Source organism: Cohnella fermenti (assembly GCF_004801405.1).
Lineage (GTDB): Bacteria > Bacillota > Bacilli > Paenibacillales > Paenibacillaceae > Cohnella > Cohnella fermenti.
Genome location: NZ_SSOB01000051.1, coordinates 1 through 13,967, shown reverse-complemented (window position 1 = coordinate 13,967; position 13,967 = coordinate 1). Strand labels below are relative to the sequence as shown.

Genomic DNA, 13,967 nt, shown 5'->3' with positions numbered 1-13,967 from the left:
TCCTCTCCATCGATTCCTCTCCGAGCGAGACTTCCCTCACTGGTACGTCCGCAGCACGCCGCGCAGCAGCCCGTTGTTGTAGGCGATCCGGCTGACGTTGCGGAACACGCGGCGCTTGTCGTACAGCACCGGGATCGACAGCAGCGCGAACGTCGGCACCTTCAGCAGCGATTCCGCGAGCAGCCGCGTCCGGCGCGATGGCCCCGAGCTGACCGCCCGGCTCACTCCCTGCCAGTAGATGCGGCGCAGCAGCCACTTCCGGTTCATTCGGCTGCGGGGGATCTTGTGCAGCACCGAGGCGTGCGGCGTGTAGTAGACGGAATGCTCGGAGCGAATCCGGTCGATCAGCTCCGACTCCTCGCTCGAGAGCAGGTTGCTCCCGACCCGGCCGAGATCCTCGCGGAACGGAGCCATCGTCTCGAACACCACTCTGCGAAAAGCAACGTTGGCCCCGAACGGAATCGCGCCTTGCATCTCCGCGACCTCGTCGGAGTAGTCGAGAATGGTGTAGAGCGATCGGTTCTCCGGGGGAAGCCACGCAGGCGCCTCTCCTTCCCAGGCGGGCTCGATCTTGCCGCCGACGCAGCCGATCCGCGGGTCCCGCCCGAATACGGCGACGATTCCCGCAACCCAGCCGTCCGACGCGATCGCGTCATCGTCCAGGAACAGAATAAATTCCCCCTTCGCTTCGCGGATCGCGCGGTTCCGGGCGACCGACAGGCCAAGCCGCTCTTCGTACACGTAGCGGACCGGGATACCCGCCAGGCGCTGGAACTCCAACACCGTCTGCGCGGTTCGGTCGGTCGAGCCGTTGTCGACGACGATCACCTCGAAGGGCTCGGCCGTCCTCTGCCCGAGAAGGCTGAACAGCGCTTCCCGCAGATCGTCCGCGCGGTTGTGCGTGCATATCGCCACCGTCGCTCTCATGCGTTCACCTCGTTCGTCTCGTTCGCCTCATTGCCCCCGTTCGCCTCTTGCAGCGTCCGGCGGGCGTAAACACGGATCATTCGGCCCGCGATGCGGTCCCAATCCAATTCCATGAGCTTGCGCCCGATCGCCGCCTCCGTCCGCGCCGGGTCCAGCTCCATGGCGCCGAGCAGCGCCTGCCGGAGGCCGTCCGGGTCGTCCGGGTCGTACAGGACGCCGCAGCCGTCCGCGACGTATTCGCCGAGCGCTCCGAGCCGCGGCGCGATGACCGGCTTCATGTACGACAGCGCCAGAATCGCGCTGCCGGACGTCGAGATCTGCCGGTACGGCAGCACGACCGCATCGGCCGCACGCAAGTAGTCGGCCAGCTCCTCGTCGGCCACGAAGTCGGGGTACAGCTTGATATCCCCGGCATTCAGGAAGCCAAGCCCGTACCCTTCGTCCGGCTGTCCCGCAATCAGAAGCGCGCAGCGGCCGGAGTCGATCGCGCGATACGCTTCCGTCAGCTTCTCCACCCCTTTGTAGGGGTTGATCCGCCCGACGAACAGGAACAGGAAGCGGTCCTTCGGAATGCCGAAGCGCTCCCTAATGTCCGCCCCGGCGGCGGGATAGGCCCCGGCATAATGGCCGTGCGGCGTGACCGCGATCTTGTCCGGATTCGCGCCGAACGCGGCGGCGGCTTCCCGCCGGACCGATTCGCTGAGCGCGAACGCCGCGTCGCACAGGCCGAGCAGCCGCTTGCGCATGAACACGTCCCAGCGCGTCTTGCCGGCATGCGGCCAGACGTTGTGGATCGTCCAATAGAGCCGCACGCCCCTCAGCTTGTATGCGAGCAGCAATAGCAGGAAGAAGCCCGACTTCACCGCCGTCAGCGGGAAGCTCGAAGCCGTATACGAGTTGCTTGGCCAATGGAAGTGAACGATGTCGCCTCTGCGGGGCTTCCGCATCGCTCCCCGGTCGTAATGCTCCACCCGCTGCCCGAGCCGCTCCAGCGATTCGGACAGCAGCTCCGAATACTTGTTGTGCGGACTCCGCTTCGGGCTCATGTACACGATAGATTCGCTGCCCATCTCATTCACCTGCCCGAACGCGGTGCCCGCCGGTTATAACGACATTCGCCGGCCATTCCCGGCGCCCCGCGAGCAGCCCGCCATACAGCTCCAGATGACTCTCGAGCAGGGAAGCCTGTGTGAACTTCCGGCAATGCCGGATGCATTGCTCCTGCAGAAGGCGCCTCTCCTCGGCCGTCTTGTCGCAGAACTCCATGATCTTCGCGCGAATGGCGACGGCGCTTCCCGGCCGGAACAAGAACTCGTCCGGGCTCCAGACGGCGTCGGGGATGCCCCCCACCGCGGAAGCGTACACCGGCGTGCCGACCTGGTACGACTCGATAATGACCCGGCCGAACGGCTCCTCCCAGATCGAAGGCACGAAGTTCGCGTCCATATCGGCCATCAGCGCGCGCGCTTCCTCCGGCTTGACCTTGCCGGGGAAGACGAACCGCGGGTCGTCCCGGCAAAGCGTCCGCAGCTCCTCAAGCAGGCTGCCTTCTCCGCAGACGACAACTTGCTCCACCGCGTCCGGCGGCAGCGGAAGCGCCGCTTCGACGAACTCGCGCACGCCCTTCTCCGGCTCGACCCGGCCGAAGCAGCCGATTCGCAGCGGCCGGTGCGCACCGATTCTCTCCGCGGCAACAATGTCCCCGTCCACCGCATTCGGGATGACCCGGCTCTCCGCCGCGGGGAACAGCCCCGCGTTCGTATGCCGCTTCAGAATATGCGTGGAGATGCCGACCACCGCCGACACCTTGCGGCTGAACCCCGCGGAGGTCAGCGAATAGAGCTTCGCCAGCGCCCGGTTCGCAAGCGGCGAGCTGACCGGAGACAGCAGCGAATAATCCCGCAGCGTATGCGCGATCGGAATGCCGAGCGATTCTCCCGCCGTCCAGACGGCGGCGCCGAAGCCGGACAGGTTCTGGGTATGGATCACATCCGGCCGAATCGTTTCGAGCCGCTCCTTCACCGCCCCGATCTGAACCGGGTTGTACAGGTCGCTCAGCCGGCGCAGCGTTCTCGCCGCGAGGCTGCGCTTCTTCCCTTCCCCGATCCAATACAGGCCGGCATACGGCAGACGATGGACGGTGACGCCGCGGATTCGCTCCGTGACCGTCCCCGCCTTGCGCTTCTGTCCGCCGAGCGTCAGAACGTGAACGTCGGCCGCTTCGGTCAACGCTTCCGCCAGGATCTGCGTCGAGATCTCCGCTCCGCCGATGATGTGCGGCGTATACAGACTGTTGATAATGACAATTCTCATGCGATGCGTCTCCACTCCTTCTCCCGCGCCTTCTCCCATGCCCCGGCCCCTTGCGCCTGCGGCGCGGCCGGCCGCTCTTCGAAGAACCCGCCGCGAATCCAGCCGATCAGCAGCCAGAAGTTCACGAACGAATAGGAATCGAAGTTCATGACCAGCGATACGCATAATGCGAATGCGAACAGGGCGTAGGGCCGGCCGCGTGCGCTTCGCAGCGCGGCGGCCATGAACCCCAGGAACAACGAGGCGCCGATCAGCCCCTCCTCCGCGAACACCTTCGCCCACAGATTGCGCGAGGTGGCCATCTCGGGATGGTCCAGCACAAGGTTCCTCACCTCGCTGAACTTCATCCCGTATTCGAAGTGCTTAAGCAATAAATCCGCGAACCCCTTGTAATAGAACCCGCCTCCGACGCCGAAGATCGGATGCTGCCCGAACTCGATAAACCCGATCGCCGGGAACACAACCCGGATGAAGAACGAATTGTCCGCCTTGAGCAGGTGGGCGAAATCGAACTGGAACCGATCCGTGAAGTAGCCGCTCACCTTGAGCGTCTCCAGCAGGAACGGCACCCCGACGCCGATAAGCGCCGCGATCGCGCCGAGCGCGAGCAGCATCCGACCGCGATACTTGTTCGCGATGAGCACGTAGACCAATAGGGCCGTCAATAATACACTGTAGGCGTACGCCGAGAACGACAGCACAAGCAGCAGCGCGCAGCCGATCAGCGGAATCCTCGTAAGCCTTCGATAACCTTCCTTGTACAGATAGAGCAGAAGCAGCCCGCAGCTCAGCAGATGGATGCCCGCCCAGGACGGTTCCCCCGAGAGCATCTGAATCCGCCCCTTGTAGACCTTCTCCGAGAACAGGCCGGTGATCGTCCTCGAGACGCCGCTGCGAAGGAGGTACGCGTCCGCCGTCTGCAGCAGACCGGCCAGCAGCGGCGGCCCCATTCCGATGAGCAGGCTGACGGCAATCCTCTTGCGCAGCGCCGGATCGTCCTTCGCTTCCTGCGCGATGTAGACGGATACCCGGTACATGGACAACCCGAACAGCAGCGTCAGCGAATGCTTCAGACTGCCTCCCGTACCGCCTTCCCAGACCGAGACCAGCAGCGAATGCCCGATGCTGTAGGCGGCGAACAGCGTCAGCAGCACGTCTCCCTTCCGGAACCGGAAGTCGGTGAACAGCAGCAGCGCCGACGCGGCGAACATCGGGAACATCGCCAGCGGGCGATAAACCGAGAACGGAATGTACGGCAGGCTGTCATACGTAATAACCGCCAGCGAGAACAGGAACAGAGCGACGATCATCGTCCGGATCGGATCGCTCCTCAAGCTCCTCTTCCCGCCCGCCGTCCGCTCCTCTCCCGCAAGCCCGGCTCCTTTCCCCGTCTGCACTCTTCCCGCCCTTACGATAAGATCAGCTCCATATTGCTCCGCGCGGCCGAGCCGCTGAAGCGGTCCGACACGTAGCGGATCGAATTGCCCGACATGCTGTCATTGACCTCCGGATCGCCCATGAGGAGCAGCACGTCCTTCACCATCTCCTCCTCCGACTCGCACACGAACAGCTCCTCCCCGTGGCTCGCGTCAAGCCCTTCGCTGCCGATCCGGTTCGTCACGACCGGGACACCCCAGGCCATCGCCTCCAGAATCTTGGTCTTGATGCCGGTCCCGAACAGCAGCGGCGCGACCATAACCGCCGAATCGCCGACAACCTTCTTGACGTCGTCCACCTCTCCGGTCACGACGACGCCGGGATACTGCTCCTGCAGCCGGCGAACCTCCGATGTCGGATTTTTGCCGACGATGTAGAAGGAAGCGGTCGGTCTCTGCCGCTTGATGCTCGGCCAGATCCGCTCGCAGAAGTACACGGCGGCGGAGCCGTTGTGGGGAATGTCCATCTTGCCGACGAACACAAGCTTGTCGCGGTCGTATTGCCGGGAGCCGTTCGCCGGAGGGACCGGTTCGACCTTCATCGGAATGCCGTGGCACGATTCGTGGCGGGTCTCTTGGCGGAACGTTTGCGCTTCCGCAGGGGAGGTGAAGATCAGATGATCGAAGCGGGGAGCCGCCGATACCTCGTAATCGGCGAGGAGTTTGCTCTCGAAGGAGATAAGCCGGCGCTGCACGAACTTCAGATCCGCGAAGCGCTTCAGGCTGCCCGGCAGCTTGTCGGCGAAGCCTCCGAGAACGGACGGAATGTAGCGGAACCAATCGAGCTGGCGGCGATACCGGAGCGACAGCAGGTCGTCGTAGCTGAGCGCCGTGCGCCCCGCGCCTTCCGTCAAGTATTCCGCCACCCGGACCATGTCGTAGAAGACGAAGTCCGGCTTCTCCTCCCGCAGCAGCTCCCGAATCCGAGAGTGCGTCTTCCGGCTGTAGTAGGCGGACACCTGGATTGGCCATTTTCTGCGGATCAGCGAATGAACGAGCACGTTGTACAGCTTCTCCGCAAGTCCCGGCAGCTCGAGGGGCACAACGCGGCTGATCTCCGGCGGCTGCCGCTGCAGATACTTCGGATCGTCCACGAAGCTGAGGTTCACGATCTCGCTGTCCGGATGAATCTCCTTCATCTCGCGAACGTACTGGAGCAGCATGTTCTTGCGTCCGTCGGTTCCGGGGAAGGGCAGGCGATTGGTTAGAAAAACGATCTTGCGCATGCACAGCCACCCTCTCGGTTTAATGCGTTAATACGCGTTCTTGGCCCCAAGCAACAGCTTGAAGGTCCGGAATATAATCTTCAGATCCCCCCGAATGCTCCTCTGCCGAATGTATTGCAGGTCGAGCTCCACCATCTGCTCGAAGCTGAGCTCGTTGCGGCCGTTCACCTGCCACAATCCCGTGCAGCCCGAAGCGACCGTCAAGCGGAGCTTGTCGTATTCCGTGTACTGTTCCACCTCCCTGGGCAGCGGCGGCCGCGGGCCGACGAGCGACATCTCTCCTCTTAGCACGTTGAACAATTGCGGCAGCTCGTCCAGGCTCGACTTGCGAAGCACCTTGCCGATTCGGGTAATGCGCGGGTCGTCCTTCATCTTGAACATCGCGCCCTGAATCTCGTTCTTCGCGAGCAGGTCCCCAAGCTTCTTCTCCGCGTCCGGAATCATGGAGCGGAACTTGTACATGCGGAACGGCACGCCGTTCTTCCCGATCCGCGTCTGGCCGAACAGAATCGGCGCCTTCGGATCGTCCAGCTTGATGAGCAGCGCGACGGAGGCGAGCACCGGGGAGAGCAGCGCGATTCCGCAGAGCGAACCGGCCACGTCCATCGCCCGCTTGACGGCCGTATAGATCGCCAGGCCGTCCTTGCTGCGTTCGGCCAGCCGCTTCCGCTCGAATTCCGTCATTTTGGCGACAATGTCGCGATCATACCGCAGGGCCATGGCTTCCGCTCACCTTCTCTCTCCAGAGCAGCTCCTCAAGCTGCGATACCAGCTTGTGTTTAAGCTCTTCGTTGCGAAGCGCGAAGTCGACCGTCGTCATGATGTAGCCGAGCTTCTCGCCGACGTCGTACCTCATCCCCTCGAAGTCGTAGGCGTACACGCCAAGCTCCTCGTTCAGCTTCTGGATCGCGTCGGTAAGCTGAATCTCGCCGCCCGCCCCGACCTCGTGCCGCCCGAGGAATTCGAAGATCTCCGGCGCCAGCACATAGCGGCCCATGATCGCCAGATTGGACGGCGCCTGCCCTTGCGGCGGCTTCTCCACGAAGCGGCGAACCTTGTACAGCCGGCCGCTCTTCTCGTAAGGATCGAGAATGCCGTAGCGGCTCGTCTGGTCCGTGCCGACCGCCTGCACGCCGATGACCGACTTGCCGGTCTTCTCGTATTGCTTGATCAACTGGCCGGTGCACGGAGTGTCCGACTGCACGATGTCATCCCCGAGCAGCACGGCGAACGGCTCGTTGCCGATGAAGTTGCGGGCGCACCAGACCGCATGGCCGAGCCCCTTCGCTTCCTTCTGCCGGATGTAGTGAATCTCGACGTTCGACGACTGGCGAACCTTGTCCAGGATGTCGAGCTTGCCCTTCTCTTCCAGTGTCTGCTCGAGCTCGAAGGCGATGTCAAAGTGATCCTCGATCGCCCGTTTGCCCTTGCCGGTGACGACGATAATATCCTCGATTCCGGATTCGATCGCCTCCTCCACGATGTACTGGATCGTCGGCTTGTCGACGATCGGCAGCATCTCCTTCGGCATCGCCTTGGTCGCGGGCAGGAATCTCGTCCCGAGCCCGGCCGCGGGAATGATGGCCTTTCTCACTTTTTTCATTCGCTCTCACCCCATCTATGTCAATCTCTCTCGCAACTTGCAGATTTGCCAAACAAAATAAAACAAGCGGGCATCGAACCCATCCTCACGCCACACCCTTGACGATTCACGTCTAAGGCCGCTATGCCCACAGCATGGCCGAGTGCCTCCGGTGATAAAGGAGCAGGAGACATGTCCTTCCCTCGCGGGATCGCTTGCGTTGTTCTCTAATCGCTCATCTCATCGTCGCTCAGCGGCCGATGCGGTTGAACACCGCGCCGATCATCTGGGTTCGGCTCGCCTCCAGCGATTCCTTCGCCCGTTCGGCGGCTTCCAGCTTCGTCCGGCCGCGCCGGATGACGAGCACGGCGCCGTCGCACTTGTCGGCGACGATCAGCCCGTCCGAGGCGCCTTGCATGGCGGCGGTGTCGAGAATAACGATGTCGAAGCTCCTCTTCGCGGATTCGAGCAAGGCGGTCATCGCCTCGGACTCGAGCAGTTCCGCAGGATTCGGCGGCACGGGCCCCGCGCAGACGACCCGCAGATTGTCGATCTCCGTCCGCTGCGCAACCTCCGCAACCTCCACATCGCCGTCTCCGGCCAGCACCGTGCTTAAGCCCTTGTCGTTGCGAAGCTCGAAGATCCGGTGCAGCGCCGGCGACCGCAGATCCGAGTCGAGCAGCAGCACCTTGCGGTTCGCCTGCGAGTAGGCAACGGCGATGTTGGCCGAAGTCGTGCTTCTGCCTTCGCCCGATTCGGCGGAGACGACCGCGATCGTCTTCAGGCTCCCGCTCCGCCCCAGCATCTCGATGCTCGTCCGCAGCTTGCGGTAGCCTTCGGCGGCCTTCGACTTCGGGCTCCGGCTCGTAATGAGCCCCCGGCTACGCATCCCCTCGTTACGCATCCAATGTGACATTCGAACTCCTCCTCGTCTTCAAGCTTGATGCGGGGCTGCCATCCCGTTCTGCCAGCTCCCGCCTTCCGATTCGCGGAATGTCCGAGAGCAGCGGCATGTTCAGCCGCTCCCGCACGTCCCGCTCGTCCTTGACCGAATCGTCCATATGCTCCAGCAGGAAGGCGAGGCCTCCGCCGATCATGAGCGTCAGGACCAGCGCAATCGCGACGTTCTTGGCGGTTGAAGGGGCTGCGCCCCCCCTCGCCTCCGACGGGTCGGCCCAATCGATGACGAACACGTTGCTTAAGTTCAGCAGCTCCTTCACCTGCTCTTGGAAAACACTGGCGACAGCGTTGGCCATCTTGGCCGCCCTCGGGTACGATCCGTCCGTCACGGCGACGGTCATAAGCTGCGTCTCGCTTGCGGAGGAGACGCCGAGCTTCGCCCCGAGCTCTCCCGCCGTCGTGTGAAGATCGGGATACATCTCCGCGACCCGGTTCAGTATTCTTGGCGTGAGAATCAATTGCTTGTAGGTCTTGATAAGCTGGATGCTGGAATTGATCGCGGCGGCGTCGGGCGTTGCCGTTGCTCCCGCTTCCGGCTCCGTCTTCTGGTAGACCATCAGCTTCACGACCGCTTGGTAGCTCGGCTGCGAATGCCTGCTTGTGTACCACCCTGCCGCCAAACATCCGACGATCGCGATAAGGGCGATCATCCACAGCCTCTTCCGGATTACGCTCCAGTATCGTTGAATTTCCAAGCCGTCGTCCTCCGTCGTCTGTATTGGATTTAGTCGAAATTTTCTGATTAATTACGTTTGTTCCGTCTGCCGGAGCTCGTCTTATTCCCGCTGTATCTCTGCTGTATCTCCGTTCTAACTCCGCTTTAGCTCCGCCTCATCTCGCCTAATTAAATTCTAAGCCGATCTCTCCGGACAAAACTATTACGCGACAGGATGATTTTGCTTCTTCTTCAGAAGCCATCACCCTGCCGCGTCGGTAGCATCCCTATTCCACTTTCGTACCATACAAGGGGACATTCCCCTCCTCTTGCTTGTCAGGTGGCGAATACGACCCGATTCCTTGCGCTTGCGCGAACAGCGCGGCCTGCGTGCGGTCCCCGAGGTTCAGCTTCTGGAAGATCCGGCTGACATGCTTCTTGACCGTGAACTCGCTGATGACAAGCTTGCGGGCCACCGCTCCGTTCGACAAGCCCTCCCCAAGCGCGCCGAGCACCTCCCGTTCCTTCGGCGTCAGCTTCTCGAGCGGATCGTCCGGGTCCTTGCGCAGCAGAGCGCCGAGCAGGCTCTGGTCGAAGTACGTGCGCCCCCTGCCGATCATCTTGATTGCGAGCAGCAGCTCCTCCGGCGGCGCCTCCTTCAGCACATAGCCGGAAGCGCCGCTCTCCTGGGCCAGCCGAATGTCCGTCTCCGATGCCGACGAGGTCAGCATCATGAACGAGCACGGCAGCCCGCGGCACGCCTTCACAAGCTCGAAGCCGGACTCCGCGCCCAACTTGATGTCGACGACGGCGACGTCCGGCCTTGTCCGATCGATAAGCGCAATCGCCTCTCCGATCGAGTCCGCTTCACCGGCCAGCTCAAGCTCCTCTTCCTTCGACACAATCGCCTTAAGGCCGCCCCGCACGAGCGGGTGGTCGTCTACGATAACGATTTTCACACAATCACCTCTCTTGCTAAATAGGCAGACGCACGACGATCCGCGCTCCGCTGCCGGGCTGGCTGCATATCTGCATGGAGCCGCCAAGCGAGGTCGCCTGCTGTCTCATGTTGCGAAGCCCGAAGCCGTACTCCTTCTCCTTCGCCAGCCGCGCGCACGCATCGAAGCCCCTCCCGTTGTCGGAGACGCGGAGCGTGACGGACGAACGCAGCATCGACAGCTTCACGTTCACCTCGCTGCACTCGCCATGACGGATCGCATTGCCCGCCGCTTCGGAGATGATTCGGTACAGCGCCTTCCGTTGGTGGACGGACAAGCGACAGACGGAATCCGGCGCGCAGAAGCCGATCCGGACGCCGTTCAGCTTGCCCAGGCTGTGAAGCAGCGACCGAATTCCGTCAAGCCAGGACGCCCCCTCTTCTTCCGCCGAGCTCAGATCGTAGATCGTCGCCCGCATCTCGCGGGACGCCGTCGAGGCGGCCGCCTGAATCTCCCTAAGCTGCTCCAGCTTCTGCTCCTCCGACAAGGAGCCCCATTCCTGTTCGACGGAATGAACCGCGCACGCAATCCCGAACAGATGCGGACAGATTCGATCGTGAAGCTCTTCCGCAATTCGGGTTCGCTCTTCGAAGAGAACGTACGGCTCCAATCCGGACTCGCTCTGAATAGCCATTCCTGTCTTCACCCTTTCCATGTCAATGATGAGAAAACTCCAATCTTCTTCTCATTTCCCTCGATTTTGAAAATGGTGTCTATTTTCAACATACCCTGCGGCATCTGACATGCCCATGCTCCGGGAGTACCGATTTCACGGGCGGTGCTGGGCAGGGTGATTTTGAGTCCTAGGTCACGCCGCCAAATTTTTCTCAGCGGAATTCAACCCATTTTTTCCCACAAACTCCCCGCCAGTCGTCACGTATTCAAGCCTTCGGCCATTCTCCTCGTCCGCTCCCGAATTCGTGTTTCTTCCTATATATAAGAGCATTCGGTGGGACCTATGTCTCAGGGCGATTCTCGGGGTGCGGGGAGGAATTTAAATAGATTTTAGAATTCCCATCGAAGAAATCGGTTATTGAAGCGCTTACAGCATGAGAGAGGACAATCGCCAGCCGGGGAAAATGAGAAGGAATTCACGCGCGAATGAGAAATATGAGGAAGGTTCCGAGGGTTTGCGGGAGCAACGGAGGAGCGAGACGTACTTTGGATCTCTGTCTCTTCTCCTAGATGTGCGCCGTTCCGCTGGTCATGAAGGAGGAGCCTCCACGCTGCTCGCTCCCCCGATCCGATTCCCTTGGCGGTGACTCTTACGGTGACTTTTGCGGTGACTTTTGCGATTTTATATGATTTTTTACATTCGTCAGCTTGGATTGGAGGCAATCGCGGCGTTTTATATGATTTCTCGCATATATGCGGCCCCTCGGGCCGGAAATTCCTCCACGAATGTGGTTTTTCGCATACAATCGCCCAAATCGCCCGCTATCGTGCTGCGCCAATGTGAATTTTCACATATATTCCCGCCATTGACGGCCTCGCTCTCCCTTGTCACCATAAGCAAAAAAAGCCGCCGGGCTCGAAGGCCCGACGACGGAAATGCATATTCTCTGCTATGGCTCAAATACGACCGGATCAAGGGACTTCATCGACTTCTCGTAGACGAAGGTGATGGTATGGGACATCTTCCTGTTTACATTAATCGGAGTCGAAGAATTGATCGTCCGTAGATATAAAGCCTGCAATTCAAGGCGATAAGTCTTCCCTTCCATCATTCCTCCAACGTAATAAGTTCTATTCATTCCTGGTTCTACGAAAGAAACTATCTTGGAAGAACAACATCAAGCAAACTTGTCATGGACGCCTCGTAGGTAAACTCATAGGGAATTCCGGCCACATATAGGATGTATTCGCCGTCCGATCGTTCCAGTTTACCGTAAAACTAGCGGATACCGCATTGCCGAGATCATCCTTCACATGCCCTGTTACTTGAGAAGCCCCTACATTCAACAGTCGAATCTCGCCAAGCAGTCGATTGCCTTGCCGATATGTGAACGAAGCACGTTCCGGAGCCTTATAAGAATGAACGCCAATGATCGTTACGCTTGCCTGAGCCGTATCGCCCGGCTTCATCTCCGGAACGATATACTGTCCCTGTCCAGTCGACACTCAAACCAAGCTTCTCGAATACGCCTCTTAACGGAATCATGACCGCTCCATTCTCCGCATAAGGTTGCTGGCTCAACGCCAGTGTTTGATCGTTCAGCTTTATACCGATCGAAGAGTCGGTTTGAGCGAACGCGAATGAATAAGTCGTGACAAACAGAAGGATCGCAGCAAGCGCGATCCCCATCTTATACCTCATGGCAGCAGACTCTCCCATATGGAATTCATTTCTCGCTGCGCTGGTTCTTCAATCCCCGAACGGATACGTCCAGAACCGCTCGGTTCCGAATCTCTCTTGGAGCTCCTTCGATTTGTGCGCGTTCTCGCCGTCGAGTCCCGGCACCTGGAACTGCGTGCGATGCGCCAGGATGGAAGCGACCTTCGGCTTCAGGAAGCTCTTTACGTCCTCGAACACGTCCGGACCGCCGATGTCCCGCTCATGGTCCCGCGAGAACGCCATGCAGCGAACCGGCGGGCGCTCGCCCTTCGGCAGCCTCCCGATAACCCGAACGACGGCCGCCCCGGTCGCGTCATGGTCGGGATGGACGGAGTAGCCGGGATAGAACGTGTAGATAACGTCCGGCTTCACCTCGCGAACGAGCTCCTCGATGGCGCCGTCGAGCAGCGTGCGATCCTCGAACTCGATCGTCTTGTCGTGGAAGCCCATCAGCCGCACGTCCTGAATGCCGATCGCCGCGCAGGACTTCTCAAGTTCCCCCTTCCGCACGGAAGGAAGCGCCACGCGGCTGTTGTACGGTTCGGCCCCCATGTTGCGCCCCATCTGCCCTAGCGTCAGGCAGCCGTAGGTCACGCGCGCTCCGCCCGCGATCTCCTTCGCAAGCGTCCCCGACAGGCCGAAGCACTCGTCGTCCGGATGCGGCAGCACAACTAATATCGATTGGTGCATGTCCATCTCTCCTCTCTATTCTGAATAGTTCACGGTTAGAAGGGTTCCCGACTGAACTGCAGCGAGACGACCAGCTTGCCGGAGCTGTCGTGACCCGACATGAGCAGCCGCTCTTCCTCGGCGGCGTCGTAATGGGTCAAGCCTTCCGTGTAGATCCAGCCCTTCTCCAGCTTGAGTCCGACCCGGTATGGCCCGGCGCCCGAGATCGAGCCGAGCTCGTACCGAACGACGGCATTCGTAATGAAGTTCGCCGCCGGATGCTTCGTCGTATCGTGATGAGCCGTATAGGCTCCCGTCGTCATCTCCATGTGCACATATAAGTCCTGCCCGACCAGGGCGTCGATTCGGCGCTGAACGTCGGCCGTGTCGATAGGGTGCATAGGGTCCCCTCCTCGTATGAGAAACATTCTACGTCAGTATACCATTGTTGGCCGCCGGCGGCGAACGTAAAAAAAACGCCAGGAGGCTTGCCCTGACGGTCCTTTTCCTCTCTCCCGCATCGCTATTCGCCGCTTTGGCCCCATTTGGCCCCTTCGATCCCCTCTGGCCCGGAGGCTTTTGCAATTTATGTGATTTTTCACATTCGTCGGCGCAGGCAGTAGGGAAATACGGCGTTTTATGTGATTTTTCGCATACATCCGGCAACTCGAGCCGGAATTTTCTCTATGTATGCTATTTTTCACATAGAATCGCCCAAACTGCCCGCCATCGAGCCGCTCCAATGGTCGAGTAGGTAGGGCCTCTCCTTTCGAGGATTGTGCCCGTCCCCCTCACAGATCCGTACGTGCGGAATTCCCGCATACGGCTCTTCGACGCATCTTTCACAGAATGGTTATTTGTAGATA

General features: G+C 60.6%; 14 protein-coding genes. All 14 read right to left on the bottom strand.

The features are described 5' to 3' along the window. Positions 1-36: 36 nt before the first annotated feature. Positions 37-927, bottom strand: a complete 891-nt coding sequence (locus tag E6C55_RS28155; protein WP_136373169.1) for a glycosyltransferase — start codon at positions 925-927, stop codon at positions 37-39. Then, complete coding sequence (locus E6C55_RS28150; protein WP_136373168.1) at positions 924-1,997, bottom strand: glycosyltransferase family 4 protein; 1,074 nt, start codon at positions 1,995-1,997, stop codon at positions 924-926. The genes E6C55_RS28155 and E6C55_RS28150 overlap by 4 nt, the downstream gene beginning before the upstream one ends. 1 nt (position 1,998) lies before the next feature. After that, positions 1,999-3,240 carry a glycosyltransferase family 4 protein gene (locus E6C55_RS28145; protein WP_168735923.1) on the bottom strand — a complete coding sequence of 414 codons (1,242 nt, stop codon included), beginning with the start codon at positions 3,238-3,240 and terminating at the stop codon, positions 1,999-2,001. After that, positions 3,237-4,637: an O-antigen ligase family protein gene (locus E6C55_RS28140; protein WP_136373166.1), complete on the bottom strand. Its 1,401-nt coding sequence runs from the start codon at positions 4,635-4,637 to the stop codon at positions 3,237-3,239. Before E6C55_RS28140 ends, E6C55_RS28145 begins: the two co-directional genes overlap by 4 nt. Positions 4,638-4,648: 11 nt before the next feature. Next, positions 4,649-5,902 carry a glycosyltransferase gene (locus E6C55_RS28135; protein WP_136373165.1) on the bottom strand — a complete coding sequence of 418 codons (1,254 nt, stop codon included), beginning with the start codon at positions 5,900-5,902 and terminating at the stop codon, positions 4,649-4,651. A 27-nt stretch (positions 5,903-5,929) separates the two neighbouring features. After that, positions 5,930-6,586 (bottom strand): sugar transferase, encoded by a 657-nt coding sequence (locus E6C55_RS28130; protein ID WP_330999669.1) that lies wholly within the window; start codon positions 6,584-6,586, stop codon positions 5,930-5,932. A gap of 19 nt (positions 6,587-6,605) precedes the next feature. Next, entirely contained in the window at positions 6,606-7,505 is a 900-nt protein-coding gene (gene galU / locus E6C55_RS28125) for a UTP--glucose-1-phosphate uridylyltransferase GalU (RefSeq protein ID WP_136373163.1), read from the bottom strand. A 229-nt stretch (positions 7,506-7,734) separates the two neighbouring features. After that, entirely contained in the window at positions 7,735-8,400 is a 666-nt protein-coding gene (locus tag E6C55_RS28120; protein WP_136373162.1) for a CpsD/CapB family tyrosine-protein kinase, read from the bottom strand. Then, complete coding sequence (locus E6C55_RS28115; RefSeq protein WP_136373161.1) at positions 8,381-9,139, bottom strand: YveK family protein; 759 nt, start codon at positions 9,137-9,139, stop codon at positions 8,381-8,383. The genes E6C55_RS28120 and E6C55_RS28115 overlap by 20 nt, the downstream gene beginning before the upstream one ends. Positions 9,140-9,386: 247 nt before the next feature. Then, positions 9,387-10,058, bottom strand: a complete 672-nt coding sequence (locus E6C55_RS28110) for a response regulator (RefSeq protein ID WP_136373160.1) — start codon at positions 10,056-10,058, stop codon at positions 9,387-9,389. A 16-nt stretch (positions 10,059-10,074) separates the two neighbouring features. Further along, complete coding sequence (locus tag E6C55_RS28105) at positions 10,075-10,731, bottom strand: sensor histidine kinase (protein ID WP_168735922.1); 657 nt, start codon at positions 10,729-10,731, stop codon at positions 10,075-10,077. Positions 10,732-12,123: 1,392 nt separating this feature from the next. Beyond that, complete coding sequence (locus E6C55_RS28100; protein WP_168735921.1) at positions 12,124-12,414, bottom strand: stalk domain-containing protein; 291 nt, start codon at positions 12,412-12,414, stop codon at positions 12,124-12,126. Positions 12,415-12,462: 48 nt separating this feature from the next. Further along, complete coding sequence (gene bshB2 / locus E6C55_RS28095) at positions 12,463-13,122, bottom strand: bacillithiol biosynthesis deacetylase BshB2 (RefSeq protein WP_136373157.1); 660 nt, start codon at positions 13,120-13,122, stop codon at positions 12,463-12,465. 35 nt (positions 13,123-13,157) lie between these two features. Further along, positions 13,158-13,502 (bottom strand): YojF family protein, encoded by a 345-nt coding sequence (locus tag E6C55_RS28090; RefSeq protein ID WP_136373156.1) that lies wholly within the window; start codon positions 13,500-13,502, stop codon positions 13,158-13,160. Positions 13,503-13,967: the final 465 nt, after the last annotated feature.

What these genes read in the sequence shown, in the direction of transcription:
- E6C55_RS28155 (WP_136373169.1), bottom strand. Translation starts at nt 927, where the DNA reads ATGAGAGCGACGGTGGCGATATGCACGCACAACCGCGCGGACGATCTG.
- E6C55_RS28150 (WP_136373168.1), bottom strand. Translation starts at nt 1,997, where the DNA reads ATGGGCAGCGAATCTATCGTGTACATGAGCCCGAAGCGGAGTCCGCAC.
- E6C55_RS28145 (WP_168735923.1), bottom strand. Translation starts at nt 3,240, where the DNA reads ATGAGAATTGTCATTATCAACAGTCTGTATACGCCGCACATCATCGGC.
- E6C55_RS28135 (WP_136373165.1), bottom strand. Translation starts at nt 5,902, where the DNA reads ATGCGCAAGATCGTTTTTCTAACCAATCGCCTGCCCTTCCCCGGAACC.
- E6C55_RS28130 (WP_330999669.1), bottom strand. Translation starts at nt 6,586, where the DNA reads ATGACGGAATTCGAGCGGAAGCGGCTGGCCGAACGCAGCAAGGACGGC.
- galU (WP_136373163.1), bottom strand. Translation starts at nt 7,505, where the DNA reads ATGAAAAAAGTGAGAAAGGCCATCATTCCCGCGGCCGGGCTCGGGACG.
- E6C55_RS28120 (WP_136373162.1), bottom strand. Translation starts at nt 8,400, where the DNA reads ATGTCACATTGGATGCGTAACGAGGGGATGCGTAGCCGGGGGCTCATT.
- E6C55_RS28105 (WP_168735922.1), bottom strand. Translation starts at nt 10,731, where the DNA reads ATGGCTATTCAGAGCGAGTCCGGATTGGAGCCGTACGTTCTCTTCGAA.
- E6C55_RS28100 (WP_168735921.1), bottom strand. Translation starts at nt 12,414, where the DNA reads ATGAGGTATAAGATGGGGATCGCGCTTGCTGCGATCCTTCTGTTTGTC.
- bshB2 (WP_136373157.1), bottom strand. Translation starts at nt 13,122, where the DNA reads ATGCACCAATCGATATTAGTTGTGCTGCCGCATCCGGACGACGAGTGC.
- E6C55_RS28090 (WP_136373156.1), bottom strand. Translation starts at nt 13,502, where the DNA reads ATGCACCCTATCGACACGGCCGACGTTCAGCGCCGAATCGACGCCCTG.